Annotated in this window: 15 protein-coding genes; 2 read left to right on the forward strand and 13 right to left on the reverse strand. The window is 68.6% G+C overall.

The features are described from left to right. Positions 1–544 precede the first annotated feature (544 nt). The 5 genes from ACWC9T_RS20955 to ACWC9T_RS20975 all read right to left on the reverse strand — a co-directional run bounded on the left by ACWC9T_RS20955 (position 545) and on the right by ACWC9T_RS20975 (position 9,173). Positions 545–760, reverse strand: coding sequence for a hypothetical protein (locus ACWC9T_RS20955; RefSeq protein ID WP_449822548.1), 216 nt, complete (start codon positions 758–760; stop codon positions 545–547). Between the two features lie 969 nt (positions 761–1,729). Then, positions 1,730–2,716, reverse strand: coding sequence for a hypothetical protein (locus ACWC9T_RS20960; RefSeq protein WP_449822549.1), 987 nt, complete (start codon positions 2,714–2,716; stop codon positions 1,730–1,732). Then, on the reverse strand, positions 2,713–7,305 hold the full coding sequence (locus ACWC9T_RS20965; RefSeq protein ID WP_449822550.1) for an AAA domain-containing protein: 4,593 nt from the start codon (positions 7,303–7,305) through the stop codon (positions 2,713–2,715). The genes ACWC9T_RS20960 and ACWC9T_RS20965 overlap by 4 nt, the downstream gene beginning before the upstream one ends. A 566-nt stretch (positions 7,306–7,871) precedes the next feature. Beyond that, a complete protein-coding gene (locus tag ACWC9T_RS20970; RefSeq protein WP_449822551.1) occupies positions 7,872–8,024 on the reverse strand; it encodes a hypothetical protein in 153 nt (50 codons plus the stop codon). An 849-nt stretch (positions 8,025–8,873) separates the two neighbouring features. Further along, positions 8,874–9,173 (reverse strand): peptide deformylase, encoded by a 300-nt coding sequence (locus ACWC9T_RS20975; protein ID WP_449822599.1) that lies wholly within the window; start codon positions 9,171–9,173, stop codon positions 8,874–8,876. On the opposite strand from ACWC9T_RS20975, the gene ACWC9T_RS20980 reads away from it, so the two are divergent. Continuing rightward, positions 9,082–9,564, forward strand: coding sequence for a hypothetical protein (locus tag ACWC9T_RS20980; protein ID WP_449822552.1), 483 nt, complete (start codon positions 9,082–9,084; stop codon positions 9,562–9,564). The two genes, ACWC9T_RS20975 and ACWC9T_RS20980, sit on opposite strands and share 92 nt — an antisense overlap. A 67-nt stretch (positions 9,565–9,631) precedes the next feature. Here ACWC9T_RS20980 and ACWC9T_RS20985 read toward each other — a convergent pair whose 3' ends face one another. From ACWC9T_RS20985 to ACWC9T_RS21010, 6 genes are all read right to left on the reverse strand, one after another. After that, positions 9,632–10,666 (reverse strand): UDP-N-acetylmuramate dehydrogenase, encoded by a 1,035-nt coding sequence (locus ACWC9T_RS20985; RefSeq protein WP_449822553.1) that lies wholly within the window; start codon positions 10,664–10,666, stop codon positions 9,632–9,634. Positions 10,667–10,677: 11 nt separating this feature from the next. After that, positions 10,678–11,721, reverse strand: a complete 1,044-nt coding sequence (locus tag ACWC9T_RS20990; RefSeq protein ID WP_449822554.1) for a serine hydrolase domain-containing protein — start codon at positions 11,719–11,721, stop codon at positions 10,678–10,680. Between the two features lie 2 nt (positions 11,722–11,723). After that, a complete protein-coding gene (locus ACWC9T_RS20995; RefSeq protein ID WP_449822555.1) occupies positions 11,724–13,028 on the reverse strand; it encodes a UDP-N-acetylglucosamine 1-carboxyvinyltransferase in 1,305 nt (434 codons plus the stop codon). A 2-nt stretch (positions 13,029–13,030) separates the two neighbouring features. Next, a complete protein-coding gene (locus ACWC9T_RS21000; RefSeq protein WP_449822556.1) occupies positions 13,031–13,771 on the reverse strand; it encodes a hypothetical protein in 741 nt (246 codons plus the stop codon). Between the two features lie 59 nt (positions 13,772–13,830). Further along, the gene (locus tag ACWC9T_RS21005; RefSeq protein ID WP_380421691.1) at positions 13,831–14,031 is read right to left on the reverse strand and encodes a hypothetical protein; all 201 of its coding nucleotides are present in this window, start codon (positions 14,029–14,031) and stop codon (positions 13,831–13,833) included. Positions 14,032–14,135: 104 nt separating this feature from the next. Beyond that, on the reverse strand, positions 14,136–14,966 hold the full coding sequence (locus tag ACWC9T_RS21010; protein WP_449822557.1) for an XRE family transcriptional regulator: 831 nt from the start codon (positions 14,964–14,966) through the stop codon (positions 14,136–14,138). 26 nt (positions 14,967–14,992) lie between these two features. On the opposite strand from ACWC9T_RS21010, the gene ACWC9T_RS21015 reads away from it, so the two are divergent. After that, positions 14,993–15,115, forward strand: a complete 123-nt coding sequence (locus ACWC9T_RS21015) for a hypothetical protein (protein ID WP_449822605.1) — start codon at positions 14,993–14,995, stop codon at positions 15,113–15,115. A gap of 146 nt (positions 15,116–15,261) precedes the next feature. Here the strand turns inward: ACWC9T_RS21015 and ACWC9T_RS21020 are convergent, their stop codons facing one another. Both ACWC9T_RS21020 and ACWC9T_RS21025 read right to left on the reverse strand, forming a co-directional pair. Beyond that, on the reverse strand, positions 15,262–16,983 hold the full coding sequence (locus ACWC9T_RS21020) for a relaxase/mobilization nuclease domain-containing protein (protein ID WP_449822558.1): 1,722 nt from the start codon (positions 16,981–16,983) through the stop codon (positions 15,262–15,264). Between the two features lie 8 nt (positions 16,984–16,991). Then, positions 16,992–17,552, reverse strand: coding sequence for a MobC family plasmid mobilization relaxosome protein (locus ACWC9T_RS21025; RefSeq protein ID WP_449788409.1), 561 nt, complete (start codon positions 17,550–17,552; stop codon positions 16,992–16,994). Positions 17,553–17,578 lie beyond the last annotated feature (26 nt).

The following is a 17,578-nucleotide window of genomic DNA, read 5'->3' on the forward strand; positions in this document are numbered from 1 at the left end:
TCAAGCAGGAACACCGTCGTGTCCACCAAGCCCGCTACCAGGACAGACTCCGCCTCGCAGCCTGAAGCACCACTCACTCAGGACGAACTGCACCCATCGGAGTTCGTCGTTGATGTCTTTGACGCGCCGATCCCGCTGCCAGAGTTGGGCTCATCTAGGCCTTCCCTGCCGCCCTCCCGGCGACCGAGGCGAGAACGGAGTATGCCGAGGCTCACGCTTAGGTGTGACGCCCTGCGGCGGATCCCTTGGGCCCCAGTAAGGCCGAAGGCCCTGCATGGCCGTCTGTGGGAGAGCTTCGAAACATCGCGGGGGAAGGCCCTGGAAACTTCCGCGTTGACGGCCCGACAGAAAGAAGCACACCACATTTGGATGCTGTAGATTGGCTGTCAAGCGTTTAGATTGACAGCCAAGCGCCTAGGCGCGAGTCGAGTTGAGACGCATGGGGGCCGGCCCGAGGTGAGCAAGACCGACCCCCACTGTTGTGTGGAGCACCGCTTTGCGTGGCCCGGAGTTGCAGCTCCGGGCCACGCGCCTTTCCTTGCTGCTAGTGGCCCATCAGGGCTTTGACCGCGGGGACTGCAGCGATCACGACGGGCACGCTGGTCACGAGTACGAGGAGCCCGGTCGCCCAGGTGCCCTTCTCGATGGCCTTCGTGTTTCGGATGATCGCCTCGGCGAGGCGGTCGGTTGCAGCAGGGTTCAGTTCACGGTGCCCACTGGCCGTTCCCGCCTGGCTGGTCGGGCTGTTGTTGTCGGCCATTGGGTTTACCCCCTACCGGACTTGCTGGCACGGGGCGTCCGGGCCTCCGGTAAGTCCGGACACCCAGGTCCCGCTGGGTGCGGGATCAACTGATCCTAGCGTCATCTGTCGATGCGTCAGATCAGCAGCCTGACCGTTCCACCTCCCCCTGAGGGCTGTTGATCATCACGAAGGGCGCGGCGGTCCGGCGGAACGACCGCTGAACGCGAACCCCTGTGAGGCGCTCAACAGCATAACCACTTCGAGTGTTTTGCGAAAACGTCCCAGGTCGCAGCACTGGTGGGCCTTGCTGACGCGTTTCCTGGCCGATCTCGCCAGGTCGACGGAGGGGTTTCATCGCAGCTCAGAGGCATAGTTTGATATAAACTATTTCTTATTGCCGGGGCGCCTGCGAGCATCCACCCAATTCGATGCTTCATTCATGGCGGCCTTTTTCGTGTCACGTCGGGTGGCTTTCTGGTAGTACCGTGTGGATGAAATCAACCATAAGTAGAGCTTGCACGCATGCCTGTGGCTCAACGGGTGCTGGCGCACCTGGGGCCTCACGTCTGCCGTGCCTGCCGGTTCGGGCCTTTGCCGGTGCGCAGCGCTCGGCGGGTGCCGACCCGATGGCTCGGCCGGCGGCTCACCGGCGGGGCGGGGTTGAGTAGTCGCCAGGCCGCAGAAACGACGGACGAAGGCCTGGAACGCTGAGCGGTCCAGGCCTTCTGCCGGCGGAGGATACGAGATTCGGACTCGTGAGGGGTTGCCCCCAACACGCTTTCCAAATGTTCGTCCGGCCGTCCGAGGACGGTCGCAGAGGTCCTGACCTGCGGCGGAGTGGCTTGGCGACTTGGCTCTGAACGGCACTGGATGGGGGTGAATGCAACCAGAACTGCAACCAGGCCATAGCCCTCGACCGCGCTTGCGGCGGCCACCTGCCAAAGTGGCATGTCGAGATTGCCGACGCGTCCGATTCGGGCCTGCGGGCTATCCAGGATTCGTCGTCGGTTGTGCGGGCCCTGCCCCACTACGCGAACGGCTCGCCCGTCCGTTGGCCGGCCCGGAAGGACGTCGAGGTCGGGCGACGGTTGCCGGGGTTGGGCGGTTCGTCTCGGAGGTGGCCGGAGCCGAAGGGGCCGGCCGGGCGGGTGCGGCCGACGCAGTGGCAGCCAGGTCGTTGAGAGCCGCGTTGACTACCGGCCAGCACATGTCGACCGTGTCGCGGTTGGGCCCGTGGCCGGTTCGTCGTTCCGCCGTTGGATGCACCAGGTTGCGGTAGTGCCGCACGAGTTCCGAAGCGAGCTTCGCGTCGTGCTCGATCCAGCCGTTGTCGTGCGCGAGATCGACGAGCTCCTTCAGGCCCATGTCCTCCGGTCGCTTTCTCAGTGTCCGAGCAACTGCGCGCACCTGGGCGACGTGCACGAGAACCCCCTCCAGGAGACTGCCCAGCATGATCACGGCTGCCGTGTACGCACCGTGCTCGTAACACGTGTGCGCCTCGTCGAGCCTGGTCTGGACCGCCGCTGCCAACGCCGGGTCGCTGATTACCTGCGAGACGGAGACCTGCAGTTCGACCCTGGGCATCCGCACCGAATCGCCGGCGTCGGCCTCGACCGGTACGAGGACCGGCTGTCCCTCCGTGTAGCCGATTCGCCACCCTTCCAGGGCGAGAACCTCGTCGAGTCGAGCGACAGTGGCCTTGTACTCGCACGGCTGGCCAACGTACTCACGCTGGTCGGCGAGTCGCAGCACTGCCTTCAGGGTATCGCCCTCGCCTTCCTCCTGGCGTTCGCGAAGCAGGTCGAGCGTCCACTGGTGCCGCGATGTGCCATCGGGGTCGGGGACGTCCTCCCACTTCGCGCGCCGCAGGAACTCGGCGATCTCGTAGCCCCTGCGGTACAGCAGTGGTGAATCGTCACCACAAATCAAATAGGCGATCTCGATGAGGACGCTCTCGTCGAACGACTGGCTCATGTCAGGTCTCCTTGGGCGTCATCGGCGGACAGATCTTCGGCATCGGTCGTTTCGTCATCAATGTCCGCGTACGGCGCCCCGTCGGACAAGGCGACTGGGTTCCAGGTGCTCGCCCCATCAGAGGCAAACTGTTCGAATTCGGCCGCGCCCGGCCGGATATCGAGCGCTGTGAGCTTGCGCCACAAGGGTGCGAGCGCCTGGTCGGGCGCCAGCGCGAACTCGCTGCTGCGCACTCGCCAGAACGTCCATCCCGCACGCCGCAGGTCCCGCTCACGCTCGTAGTCCTCTTGGCGTTTCTTGCTGGTGGCGTGGTGAGGGCTGCCGTCACACTCCACAGCCAGCCGCGCGTCCTCCCCGACCACGACCAGGTCGATGAACTTGCCGGCGACCTCCCACTGGGGAAGGACGTGGTAACCGCGCCGCCTGATCTCCAAGAAGACCTTCTGCTCGAACAGTGAGTCGAACGGGGCGCACCTCTCATCGGGGGTGACCGTCGCCAAGGTCGGCGGTGCGGGGTGCAAGGCCGGCGGGTTCTGCATGTAGGTGAGCAGGGAGTGCCGCAGATCCTTGCTACTTAGCTGATCCGGGGTCACGGAGGTGAAGAGCCACATCTGATCACGGCCACGGCTCGCCGCGACGTTGAAGCGCCTGCCGTCGTTCAAGCCGGTCAGCGCCCGGACGTGGTCACCGTCCACCACCATGGAGAGCAGGATCACGTCCCGCTCGTCCCCCTGGAACTGTTCGGCGGTTCCGACTCGGATGTTGTGCCGCTCACTTGCCTCAGGGCCGATCTCCGCGTCGATCAGGTCCTCCAGCAACCGCGTCTGCGCGCCGGACCGCAGGACGATAACTCCGATACTCCGCCCCGCGTACGCAGGGTCGCTGATCAGCTCCTGCAGCTTTCCGACCAGGCGTTCCGCCTCAGGCCGGTTGACGAGACGCTCACGCGTCCCCTCGCAGTAGCCCTCGCGCACATGGACAACTTCCAGGGGCCTCAGCCGGTCGGCACCGTACTGGCGCAGGGGGACCAACTCGTTGTCCGGGTAGAACTGCCGCGAGGACCATTTGATGATCTCCGGCATGCAACGGAAGTGCTCGGTCAACCGGATGACCTCGGGGAAGCGAGCGGACAGCAACTCGTAGAGGTTCGATTTCGGGTTGAAGCCGTCCCGCTGCCAGTCGGTGAAGCCGGCCAGCCGTTCATCGACCTTCTGGTTGATCTTGTCGTGCTTGTTGCCGGTATAGAACGGTGCGCACTGCTTGTCATCGCCGACGACGATCACCCGGGGCGCCAACCACAGCAACAGCAGTCCAGACAAGCCGACTTGGCTGGCTTCATCGACGATGACGACGTCGAAGGCGTCAGGTTCCGGATCCAGCATCTCGACCACCTGCCGCAGCGGCATGACCCACGCGGGCACCGCTCCACGCGCGTCACGCATCGCGGACCGGGCCGCGGCCAGATGCCGCTTTCCCTGCGCCGTCGCACCGCGTCCGGCATGCGACATCGCAGTGGCGTAGGCGCTCAGCGCCTGCTTCTGCCTGGTGGTCATCCGCTCGAGGCAGTGCAACAGTGCCCGGTCCGCGGCGAGCTGTTCCTTGACGCTCTTGAGTTGTTCCTCGACGTCCGCGAGCTTGCTCTCGAGCTGTGGCTCTCGCCCCGGAGACAGCATGCGGTCCATGAAGCGCTTCGCCAACTGCCAGGACCACGCCCGGTCAAGCTCTGCGAACCGCCCTTGCCACCGCGGGTCCGCGGGTGAAGCGGCGAATGCGCGCCCGAGTTCGGGCAGTCCCTTCTGCAACTGCGCGAGCAGCTCGTACGCCTGCCTGCGGTCGGCTTCCCGCAGGTAGGCAGCTCCCACGGCGTCGATCGCCCGGGCGTACGCGGTTGCGTCCCGGTTCGACGCTGCGCGGTGGACCTCCGCCAACTCGGGTACATCGGCGCCGCTCGGGTTGGGAAGCGATTCGATCAAGGAAGCGAGTTCACATTCCGCCAGCCTGGCTGACAGCACCAGCCGCGCGCGCCCGGCCGTCTGACGTACCTCGTTCCACTGCTCCGGGGAGCGCACCATGAGCCCCTTCACCCCGGCCTTCACCAGAGCGTCGTGCACGGCACGCGCCGCCCCGGTGAACGAGTCCACCGCCTGCAACAGTGTGTAGCGGTCCAACAACTCGGACAACACCGCCTCGGAGTCGCCCTCGACTTTGGGAGCGGGGAACGCCTTCCACCGCTCTTGGAGCTGCCGCGCGCACTCCCGCAGTTCGAGGTGCACGACCACGGCCTCTACCTCCTCGGCCGTCCGCGGGACGCGGCCGTCGACCCGGCAGTTCTCCAGCAGAGGACGAGCCTGCTTGTGGAAGGGCTTCTTCAGCGCCCATCTGCTCGGCTGGCCGTTCGTCCTCAGGTACTGCGCGAACTCGCGGGCAGCCGACCGCTGGTGCGGCTCTTCGGTCTGCGACACCTGAGGGAGCACGACCTCCATCAGAGGCATGCCGAGCAGTCGGTCACGTACCTCCGCGGCACGGACGGAGTGGCGGCGCACCCCTTCCCATAGCTGCTGACGCTTGTCAGTCATGCCGTCGACCAGCGCGGTGGTCTCCCAGTGGTCCTGCGGCCACGTTGCCGGATCTGCCGGCAGCCCCTCCTGCTGGAGCGCCCGCTCAGCGGTGTCGAGGAGCCTGATGACGGTGTCGATCAGTTCCTCTCCTCGGTCCGCCATCGTCAGTGACGCTTCTGAGGGCGCGCTGCCTGACACCTCCAGAGCGGCCTGCAGACTTCGCACGAGTTCCTCGAACCGAGCCGGAGCAGGCAGGGATTCGGGGGCAGGACACAGGAAGGCACGCGAAGTGAGCACCTCGAACCCGTGACGCTCCACAAGCCCGAGGAGGCGCTGGGCTTCTTCGGCCGTGATCGGCGGACGGGCAGGCGCATCTGCTGGCAGTTCGGGAAGCCACTCGTAGGACGGCGCGCGCTCGGCGACCAGCTCGACGATCTCTGCGAGCCGCCCGGAGTACCCCGGCGCCACTGCGGGCTCGGGGTGCTCAACCCACTCGGCCTCCCGTAGATCACGCAGGTCCGCGCGCAGTTCGGCTTGTAGTTTCTCCAGGTCCGACCGGTCCTGCTGGTGCCCCTCGATGCGTTCGGCGAGCTGATCGGTTGTCACCGAGGCGCTGAGATGGGACAAGGACCGGACAGACTGTCCGAGTTCGTCCCCGCCCTCGTACCTGAAGTCTCCCTGCAGAACACAGAGCTGGCGCAGCTTCTGCGGGATCTTGTCGCGCAGGACCTTCAGCGCCTGTGCCTTCTCGCTGGTCACCAGGACCCGCTTGCCGTCGGCCAGAAGCGCCGAGATCAGGTTGGCGATGGTGTGGGTCTTGCCGGTTCCGGGCGGTCCTTGAACCACGACACCAGTGTCCTTCTGCAGCCGGCTCAGCACTTCGCGCTGTGCTCGGTTGACCGGGAGCGGGAACAACGGATCCGGTCCGAGCGCGGGCTCGAAACCTCCCGCCCCTCCAGCCGCCCAGCCCGTCCGCTCCTCAGGCTCGATCTGGAACAGCAACTGCGCGAGCCCGAGCGGGCTCACGGCGCCCGGTTGAGCCAAGCGGCGGGCGATGCCGTCGTAGAAGGTGACCAGCGCCCCCTGGCCACGTTCGCGCAGAACGATCGCCGGCGAGAACGAGACGCTGGGCTCGGCCTGGGAAGTCTCGTCCGGGCGGCTCCAGGAATCGTCGAAGCGTGCCGCGTGCTCCATACCGAAAGCCCGCTCGCACCAGGAACGCAGCACCTCCAGGGCATCCGTGGACAGAGGATGGAAGGTGTCTTCCTCGACCCGGGACCGCAGCGCGTTCAGCAACTGCGCGGTGTAGCCGTGGGTCTCGTCCAGGAAGTCCCCGTCCTCCAGCCTCGGGCTGTCACCGTCCGACAGCGAGACGGTGATGTGAACCGTCGCCGGGTCCACAGCCAGCACCAAGGGGACCGTCAGAACGTGCCTGTACACCCGCTCTCTCTTGCTCCCACGGTCCAAGGACAACAGCCCGGTACTCAGGACTGCCTCGAAGACCTCTCCCTCCCGCTGGATCTGGGTCGCCATGCGGTAGAGGCGGCGGTGTAGCTGCCGGTACGGCTCTTCCGCCTGCTCGCGCTGCGCCCAGCGCCTCCACTCAGGGAGCCAGCGGCTGTAGGCGTTCAGCACGTCCAGGGCGTCTTCCCTGGCGATCTCGTCGATCTCGTAGGTGTTGCCGTCCTCGTCCTCCGCATAGCCGCGGCCGGGTCCGACCTCAGCCAGCAGCGGGTCCCCGGTTGTTGCGGAGGCCACGTCCTGCGGCTCAATCCAGCCCTGCAACACGTCGGGAACTGTCGGCGCGGGTCGTACCGGATAGTGCTTGACCTTGAACAGCACCCCGCTGGCTGCCAGCTTCGCGGGAACGAGCTCGTCGGGGCATTCGGCAAGCCAGAGCACCTGCTTGTACTTCGAACAGTCGCGCACCGGCTTGTAGGAACTGCGCACGAACTCCCGTAGGAACTCGACCAGGTCACGCGTGTGCCTGACAACCTGCGGATCATCCGCGCGCAGCGCTGGCTGCTTCAAGGCCTACCCCTCCAAGTGTCGCCTGTAGAAAGCCTTTCAGGATCCGTGGAAGCTAGTCGCAGGGCAAACATCGCAGGCTGTCAGCAGGTGCATCTGGCCGTGATCGCCATCATGGTTCCATCAAGTATCAGGCCACCTCACCTTTGGTAGCTTCCTGGCTACGCTCAGGTGCTCGGGGAAACGTCGGCCAGTTCAAGCGCCGGCCTACTGGCTTGAGCAGTATCCAACTCATCTTTGTTGTCTGAATATCGCCCAAGGAGGGCGCCTGCCGCCGGAAAGCACACAGCATCACGCCAGAACCTGGCGGCCCTGTCCGATCTGGCGGATACCGGAGTCCCAGTCGGGCGACCGCTGGTCGATTCCGCCGGCGAGACCTGGCGGAGGTCGCGGGCCACAGTTGCTGCCCGTTCCGAGGGTGGAGGGCGACCAGCGGCCCAAACTCGCCCCCGTCTCCTGGAGGTGGCGGGCGACGGTGCGTGGCCAACCCCTGGAGGGCGAGTGGTCGATCGGGGTGTTCGGCCTCCAGGGCTGGGGCGCCGTGGCGGCGTTGGTGTCTCTGGGTGTGCCTACTGTTCGATGGTCTGGGCTTGGCCGCCCTCGTGCCAGGGCGGCGTTATGTACTGCAGGGTGACCGGGTCGGCGTCGGCGTTGGCGTGGTGGGAGTACACCAGGCGGAGGCAGGCGTCGATCCCGAACACGGCGCCCGTCGAAGTGGGCACGTCGACCTCCAAGCCAACCTGGGGAACACCCGCGATGGCTGGCCTCAAGGCTCAGTAGGCGACGGCGAGGCACCTGCCGAGCATGGCCATGATGGCTGGTGTGAGCGTTCGGTGGAGATCGAGATGATCCGGGCGGCGGTGAGCAGCGACTGCAACCACGAGACGACGAGGGCCCGGGCCGCTGAGCGGCCCGGGCCTCGTGAAGGCGGCGGATACGTCCTGACCTGCGCCGAAGCGAAACCGCTGAGCAGCAGCCGGACCCACCTGGGCGGGGGTGAACGAGACCAGACTGAGACCACGCCTCGTCGACTCGGCTGGTCCGGTGGCGGTCTCGGAGCCGGCGCCGTCAGCCCCAGAAGCCCTGGTGGGAGAGCATCTCGACTAGGTGTGACATGCCGTGCTCTTCCATGTACTGCCGCATGACTGCCCGAGGGGGCCAGTTCCACATGAACGGGTTCGGGCACGCGCCTCGGTAGAGGCCGCCTCCTGGGCCGTTGTAGAGACCTCCCCCCGGGCCTGAGTAGAGGCCGCCGCCGACGCCCGTGTACAAGCCGCCACCTACGCCCGCGTACATCCCACCGCCGACGCCGGAGTACAGGCCCCCTCCTACGCCTGTGTAAGCACCGCCACCTACTCCCGCATAGGCTCCTCCACCCACTCCCGTGTACGCGCCGCCGCCAACGCCGGTGTATGCCCCGCCATTAACGCCGGTGTAGAGGCCGCCACCTACGCCTGAATACAAGTCTCTTACCCACATGTCAGAAGTGTGACATGTGTCACTGGCATGCGTGCCTGCTCGGATGTGCTCAGCCTCTAGCGCGTTCGATGCGGCCAGCGCCATTTCGCTGATTAGTACGCCCAGGCCGAGCCCGTGCCCCGGTACTCCTCGACCGGGATCGGGTGGACGTCGGGGCGCATGCGGGCGGTGTAAAGCAGGCCGTCGAGGTGGTCGATCTCGTGGGCGATGAGGCGGGCGAGGCCGAACTCGTAGGTGACCGTGGTGATGATGCCGTCGAGGCTGGTTGCGGTGACGCTCATGCGGAGGGGACGGGGGACCATGCCGCGGACGTCGAAGAAGCTGAGGCATCCCTCGTACTTCTCGTCGGTCTCGTCGGAGACGGCCGCGATCGTCGGGTTGAGCAGGATGATCGGCTCGGCGCCGGCGGTGGGGGGGGAGGACGAGGGCGGCGGAGCGGGGGATGCCGATCTGCGGGGCGGCGAGGCCCATGCCCTTGGCGAAGGAGTGGACGCGGCCGATGCGATCGACGACGGCGAACAGTTCGTCGATCACCGTCTGGGCGGCGGCGCGTTCGGCCGGGAGACCGAAGGGTTCGGCGGGCTGGTTGAGGATGTGGATGCCCTGTTGGACGACACCGAGGGACTGCATCTGCTGGCTGGGCCGCACCTTGATCACCTGATCTCCTTGGTCTGCTGCGGGTCGTTGGCGGCGGCGTGGAAGCGCCAGTTGAGGCGGAGACGGGTATGCAACGGTGGGTCGGTGGTGCCACGTGCGAAGTGCCAGTGCCCGCCGTCGTCTTGACTGCTGATGGCGGCGCGGAGGGGTACGGTCTCGGTGGTCATGGAGGTCTTGGTTCCCACACGACTCCTTATGCCCAGGCGCCGACCAACGTCGGCTCGGGCCGAAGCTTGATTCCGGTTGCGATCTCGACCTGCGCCGAGAGTTCGGTAAGGGCCTGGGCGAAGCCCGTCGCGGTCGCTCCGTTGTGGGCGGTGAGCGTGAGGGTCCGGCGTTCCGAGCAGCGGATGCCGTCCGCGATCTTGTAGCCGGGGCGGTAACCGATGTGCTCCAGTAGCCAGCCAGCGCTGGCCCGCAGCTGCCCGTCGCTGTCGGTGTGGACCGGACAGCCGGCCGCCGACCAGCGGGCGGCCTGGGCGGCGGAGACGGGCGGATTGAGGAAGACCGATCCGGCCTGGCGGGCGTCGGGACCGTGGGGGTCGAGGAGGAGTCCACGGTGGTGACGGTTGGCGAGGACGGCGGCGGCCACCTCGGCGACCGGCGGTCGGGCACCGACAGGGACGCCGAGTTCGTCGGCGAGCGGCTGGTAGCTGATCGGGGCAGCTGGTGAGCGGGTGAGGTGGAACGTCGCGGTGAGGATGGTCCAGCGGCCGGGGTCGTTCTTGAAGCGGCTGTCGCGGTGGCGGAGGCGGCATGCCGGGGCGGGCAGCGTCCGCAGTCGGCCCATGTCCCAGTCCCATGCGGTGAGGTGGTCAAGGACGTCGGAGACCTGCTGGCCGTAGGCGCCGGCGTTCTGGACGGGGGCGGCGCCGACAGTGCCGGGTATGCCGGCCAGGCACTCGATCCCGGCGAGGTGTTCGGCTGCGGCCCACTGGACGAGGTCGGCGAGCGGGTGGCCGGCCTGGACGGTCGCGGCCACCGTGTCGTCGCCCACCCGCTTCACGGCGATGCCTCGGGTGTTCATCACAGCGACGGTGCCCTCGTAGCCGGTGTCGGAGGCGATGACGTTGCTGCCGTGACCGAGAGTGAGGGGTGAGTCCTCCTGCCGGTCGCCGATCGTACGGACCAGTTCGAACCAGTCATCGGGGTCGGCGACCTGCAGGACGTCGCTGGCCGGGCCGCCGAGCCGCAGGGTGGTGAGGGACGCGAGCGTGGTGCTGGGCACGGGTGGCCCTCCTAGGGTTCGTCGGTGATCGCCTTGAGGGCGAGAGCCCGCAGCGGGGCGAGGCGGGTGCGGTTGTCCTGGTGGTGGTAGACGGCGTTGGTGCAAATGGCCAGGTAGCGGCCGGTAGCCGGGGCGAGGTAGAGGCTGGTCCCGGTGAAGCCGTGGTGGTAGGCGACCTTGCCCTCGTCGGCGAGGATCCAGGCCAGGCCGCGGTCGAGGCCCGGCTCGATCTCGGCCTGCGGCTGCATGCTGGCGGTGAGCCAGCGGCCCAGGGGCCCATCGGTGGCGTGCGAGGCCAGCAGGTGGGTGGCGAAGGTGGCGAGGTCGACCGGGGTGGTGAACACCCCGGCATGGCCGGCGACTCCGCCGAGCAGGGCGGCGTTGTCGTCGTGCGGCATCCCCCACAGCCGGGGCCCGCCGGTCAGCCGCTGCTCGGTCGGGGCGACCTGGGCGGAGCGGGGCACCGGGCCGTAGGTGGTGCTGGCCATGCCGAGGTGCTGCCAGAGCTCGGCCGCCAGCTCGTCCAGGCGCTGGCAGCGGTAGTGGGCCAGGGCCAGGCCGAGGAGAATGAAACCGCGGTTGATGTAGCGGTGACCGGCCCCGGGGTCGGCGATCAGCGGCTCTCCGCAGATCAGGTGGGCAAGCGGTTCGGTGCGGTTGCGGTACTGGTCGAGGCGGGTGTCGGCCCGCAGGCCGGAGGTGTGGGTCAGGACCTGGCGAACCGTCACCTGGCCTCCGGGCGCCTCGGTCGGGATGCCGGTCAGCAGTTCGCGGATCGGGGTGTCCAGGGTGAAGCCATCCATGAGGGAGGTGCCGACCAGCGGCCAGGTGGCCAGGACCTTGGTCAGCGAGGCCACGTCGTACACCGTGCCCGGCCCCGGCCGGGCGTCGCCGCACTCCGGGGCGACGACGCCGGACGCCAGGTAGCCGGGCTCGGTGTCGAAGGTGCCGTGGGCGATGACACCACCAGGCACGGTGCCGTCAGCGGTCATCAGATCCAGGCACTCGCGCAGGTCGGCGAGCGCGTTCGGCTTCCACGGCACGGTGAGGGTCACGGCTACTCCTGGTCGATCGTCAGGTCGGCACCGAGCGCGGCCAACTTCGGCAGCAGGCTGCCGTATCCGCGCCGCAGGTGATACATCCCTCGGATCGTAGAGGTGCCCTCGGCGGCCAGGGCGGCGATCACGAGAGCGGTCACCGCCCGGATGTCTTCCCCGGCCACGTCGGCGCCGGTGAGGGCGGATCGGCCCCGGACGGTGATCACCGAGCCGGTCGCCTTGACGGCGGCGCCGAACGCGGCCAGGGCGGGCAGGTGAGTGTCGCGCTGGGTGTAGATCCGCTCGTTGATGCGGGAGGTGCCCTCGGCCTGGGTGAGGAAGGCGGTCAGCTGCGGCTGCACGTCGGTCGGGAAGCCCGGGTGCGGGCCGGTGGCCATCTGCACCGGCCGCCGCCCAGCCGGGGTGCTGATGGCCGTTCCGCCGTCCAGCGGGTCGAGCTGGATTCCGGCATCGGCGAACACTGACACCAGCCCGTCCGGGAACGCGGCCGGCGGGAAGCCATCCAGGTGGACGGTGCCACCGGTGATGGCGGCGGCCAGCGCGAGGGTGGCGGCCTCCAGCCGGTCCGGCGGCACGGTGAACACCCCGCCCCGAATGCGGCCGGTACCAGTGACGTTCAGGACCTTCCTGCCGCGCCACTCGATGCCGACGCCGGCCTGCGAGAGCAGGGCGGCGGTGTGGGTGACCTCGGGTTCCACACTGGGGTTGAGGATCGCGGAGGTGCCCGGAGTCCGGGCGGCCAGCAGCATCGCGGTGACCGTCGCACCCAGGCTCGGCCCCCACGAGCGGGTCTCGGCGTCGGTGATGAACGGCAGCCGTTTGCCGGTGAATCGGGCCCGCACCCGGCCCCGGTCCACCTCGACCTCGGCCCCTGCGGCTTCCATCGCGGCCAGGTGCCGGTCGATGTAGCGGGCGCAGAAGGCGTCCCCGCCGGGCAGCGGGAAGGTGACCTTGCCGGTGCGGGCCAGCAGAGCGCCGCCCATCACCGCGGTGGTGCGGATGCGCCGTCCGAGATCGTCCGGGATGACGGGGAAGTAGGAGTCGGCCGGGCGGGTGGCGAACTCGTCGCCGGTCACGGTGGTGCGGGTGCCGGTGCGGTGCAGGATGTCGGCGACAACCAGGGTGTCCAGGATTTCGGGTGCGCCGATCAGGGTGAGCGGGTCGTCGGCGAGGATCGCGGCGGCGTACAGGTGCAGGGCGATGTTCTTGCTGCCCTGGACGGTGGCGGTGCCGGCCAGGCGGCGGCCGCCGGTGATCCGCACGGCCCGCTCGCCGGTCGTCGGGGTGGTGTCGGTGGTGGGCATGGTCACCTTCCCTGGCTTCCGGCCGGGAAGAAGCCCCCGACCTGGGTCTTCGGGTAGAGCAGGGTGTGCGCGCCGATCAGGGTGGCGGGCTGGAGCACGGTGCCAGCGGGAACGATCACGCCGTCGCCGATCACCGCGCCGAACTTGGTCTGGCCGGTGGCGACGCGGCGGCCGTCGAGGTGAGCGCAGACCTCTTCGGTGGCCGGTTCGGTGACCGGCCCTGAGGTGACCCGCAGGCCGGTGGTGGACACGAACGCACCGATGTTGACGCCGAGGCCGAGTACGGAGTCCCCAATGAAACTGGTGTGCTTCATGAAGACGCCACCGGTCAGCAAGGAGCGGGTGACCTCGGCGCCGAAGCCGATCCGGCAGTCAGGCCCGATGACCGTGTTGTCGCGGACCCGGGCGCCGGCCTCGATCACCGCGCCGGGGCAGACCAGCACCGGGCCGGTGACGAACGCGCCCTCGGCGATGACGGCTCCGGCCGCCGCGATCACCTGGCCGCGGACCGTGGCGCCGGGCTCGATGACCCCGACGGGCTCGGGCAGCGTGATGTCCAGGTTCCCGGCCAGCAGGTCCGCGACGGCCTTCTTGAGGCCGAACACGGTCGGGCAGCAGCTCAACAGGTGCAGCACCACGGGGTCGGTGACCTGTTCGGTGTCGATGTAGTACTCGGGGGTGGTGCGGTAGTCGATGCGCGCCAACTCGGCGCTCATCATGGGAGTTTCTGGCAGTCGGTGCATGGGCTGGTTCTCCTCTCGGGCGAGCGAGCGGAAGAAGGGGGGCTGGCGGTCGTCATGACCTACGAGATGGGCTCCGGCGCGGTCGCCGCAGCCTGGAAACGGGCTTCGACCTGGTGGTGGACCGAGAGGCCGAGCAAGGCCAGCACGGGCAGGTGCAGGGCGGCCCAGGAGGCAGTCAGGAAGGCGCCGAACCGGTCGCGGTCCGGTTCGGCGGCGTGCTGGGGGCCGACGGAGGGCAGGGAGGTGCTGTGCGTTGGCATGCGAAGGCCTTCGGCAGCAGGGGCGGGAGTGGACGTTCCCCAGTGAACTGCCAGGCCGAAGACCGGATCCGTAGCCGGGCTACGGGCCGTAATCCTGCTACGGGTCAGACAATCTGCACGCCCGCTCGGGCGGCGAAGTCCCGAACACCGGGCAGCTTGCGGTCGTGCCGCAGCAGGCTGGCGGCGAGGTCGCGGACGGCGCCCCGGCGGATCTCCTGCGGGGCGGCCTCCTCGGCGGCGAGCAGGGCCTTGAAGCACTGCTCGGGCTTGCCCCACTGGTCGAATGCGCGGGCCACGTCGGTGAAGAAGCGGGCCTGTCGCTCGGCGGTCGGTAGCGCGGTGGGGTCGATGGTCCTGGCCAACTCGATTGCCTGGCCGGCGTCGCCGAGCTCGTAGTGGACCGACAGCTCGTGTAGGGCGACGCCCTGGATGCCATCCGTCAAGCCGGAAGCCCGGCCAGCAGCGGCGGCGCTGTCGGCGGCCTCCCGGATCAGGGCGTGGGCGTAGGAGCGGTCACCGGTCTTCGCGGCGGTGTAGGCGGCGGTGGCGTACAGGTCGCCGCGGGCGGCCAAACGGGCGGCTTCTGGAACTGAGTTGTCCGCGAGCAGGTCCTCGGCCGCGACCACCACGATGTCGGTCGCCCGAGACAGGCTGCCCTGGCGGCGCCAGGCGCTGGAGACCATGCGCTGTGCCTCGGCAACGACCAGCGGATCTCCGCCTGCCCGGGCGGCAGTCAGCGCGCGGTCAGCGGTGATGGCAACCAGGTTGTTGTCGCCGATCTTGATGCACAGCCGGACGGCGATGTTGTAGAGCTGGGCGACGTTGCGGGCTCGTTCCTCGGCTGCACCGACCAACTGGGCAGCCGCAATTCGGCCCGGCAGAGCCTCGGCGAGGGCGTCGTACCGGGCCGCCTTGAACTCCAGGCGCGACGTCACCAGCGAAGTCGCGACGGACTCTTGGGTTGGCTCACGGCGAGGGGCGGGAATTCGATCCGTGGGTGGCCCTCGCCGAGATCTCCGAGTACGTGCCGTACGGGCTCTTCGAGCCGGTGCAGGAGTACCTGAACGCCACCCTCGATAGCTGATCAAGCTTCAACAGAAACCGCCCTGTGGGCGGTCCACCGACTGGTGGACCGCCCACAGGGCCGTTGACATAGTTCCAGGTCGTTTCGGCCAGGAGCCCGTCGTAGCCGAGGCTCACCATCGCAGAGTCGTTTCCGGTCGCTGATGGTCAGCGGCGTCGGGACTGGGTCCCGGGCTGTTGGAGGGCAGCCGCAGTGGTCGGACTGGTGGCGTGATGGCGGACGGTCGGGGTGGCAGGCGAGCGCAGGAGTGCGGCTTCGACGGTGCGGTTGGGTGCGGGGTTGTAGCTGGTGTGCTGGATGCGGGCGATGAGGACCTTGGCGGGCAGCCGGGCGCTGCCGAGTTCGCGGCGGGCGGCGGCCTCGGTGAGGAGCTGGTGGGGCGTGTAGCCACCGGCTTCGGCGTCGGCGAGGACGGTTGCGAGGGCGAGCCAATTGGGGTCAGCGAGGATACGGGCGGCGTGGTCGGGGATGGCGGCGCGGACGTCGCTGGCGAGGGTGTTGCGGGTCTGCTCCTTGGGCTGGCGTTGGACGAGGAAGGCGAGCTGGTCGGCGGCGGCCTGGTCGTAGGCGGTCTGGAGGTGCTGGACGGTTCGGCGGGCGGCTTCGGCCTGCTGGGCGTGGCCCTTGGCGGTGTGCCAGCGCTGAGAGAGGATCGCGGCCCAGGCGAGGGCCGCGACGAGGACGGAGAGGGTGCTGCCGTCCTTGCCGCTGCCAGCGTTCACGAGGTCGCGGGCGGCCTGGCGCAGACCGGCTGCCGCCGTGTGGTCTGCACGAATCTGGGAGCGCTGGGCGCGGGCGAAGGTCTTTGCTGCTGCTCGGAGTTCGGCGCGTAGGTCCTGGGGCGCGGTCTGGGCGGTGGCCTCGATCAGTTCACCGAGGGCGGTGATGTGCGCCTGCGCACGCGCGTCACCACTGTCGCAGGCGGTGTCCTGGTCGGTGGTGAAGGTGTCGAGGGCGTTGGTGGCGTGCTGCCAGCGGGTGGCGGGCTTGTTGCGGCGGGCGGTGGGGTGCTCCTCCGGCTTGCTGGCCGCGAGGAGGTCCTGCAGCTTGGGCAGAGACAGGTCGGGGGCGATCTTCCCGCCGGGGATGTAGTTCGGCTGCCCGTTGGCCTTCAGGTCGCCAGAGCGGGCGACGGAGTAGCCCCGAAGGTCGCCGGACGGGAAGCGAAGGATCTTGACCTCGACGCCATCGGCGTGGAGGTAGGCGAGAAGTTCCTCCGCGTTGCTCGCGTGGGGGATGGCGGCACGGATGCGGTCCTGGAGCCACTCACGGCTGGTCTGTTCCCAGCCGAGGCGCTTGGCCTTGTGCATCTCGGCCTGGGTGGGGCGGCGTTCGGCGGTCCGGTCGCCGGTGCCGAGCTGACGCAGGCCGTAGTCCTTCTCGATCTCGCGGCATTCGGTGCCGACGCGCTGGCCGCTGTTGTGGAGCTTGGGGCGCCGGCCGTCCTCGCGGACGGTGGTGGCGAGGATGTGGATGTGGTCGTCCGCGTGGCGCACGGCGATCCACCGGCACGCGAGGTCGTCGCCCTTGGGAGCGATGCCGGCGGCCCGGACGATGCGTTCGGCGATCTCGGACCATTCAGTGTCGGAGAGGTAGCGGTCCTCGGGTGCGGCGCGTACGGGGCAGTGCCAGACGTGGTCGGTGAGCTTCTTGCCGGGCTCGCTGTTGCGCAGGCGGACGGGCTCGTCGAGGTAGCGGGCGAGCTGGGTGAGGGTAGCGTTCTCGTCGCGGCCGGGGTCGGGCATGGCGAGCATGGCGAAGCCAGCGACGATGTGCGGGTCGCGGTGCTCGTCGTGGCGGCCGGGTCCGTAGAGGTAGGCGAGCAGGCCGCGGGTGTTGGAGCCGGGGTTCTTGATGGGTGCGATCACGGCAGTGTTCAGCCTTCCTGGCTGGCGGGCTGGCGAAGGGCCTCGGCGATCTCAGTGAGCAGGCCGTGCAGTTCGTCGAGGGTGCGGCGGATGTCGGCTGGGGGCTCGTATCCGCCGTTAAGGGCTCGGGCGATCTGGTTGACGTTGCTGGCGATACCGCTGATCTGGCGCAGGACGCGGGCGCGGAACTCGTGGATGAGTCGGCGTTCTTCCGCCAAGGGCAGGTCGATGAAGAACCGGCCAGCTATGAAGGCCAGGACGACATCGGCGGCGAACCCGGACAGGCCACGGTAGCCGTTGGCGGTGGCAGCAGCACGCAGCCGAGGTTCTTCCTCGGGTTCGAACCGCAGAGGGCCGACGCGCTCTTCGCGTTTGGTGCCGGTGTAGCGGCGGTTCTTCGGCTCGGCCGCATCGGCGGCGCTGTCGTCGGAGGACTCGTTGTCGGTCTCGGTCGGGCGGACGTCGGCGAGGATCTGCTGTTGGACGGCAAGGAGCTTGTCCGGGTCGGGGCCGCCCTCGGCCCCGGCCTCCTGGCCCGGCGCGCCCTCGCGCCGGGCCTTCTCCGCCACCCCTGGGGCGGGGATCCCGCGAGTCC

Source organism: Kitasatospora sp. NPDC001159, from assembly GCF_053598235.1.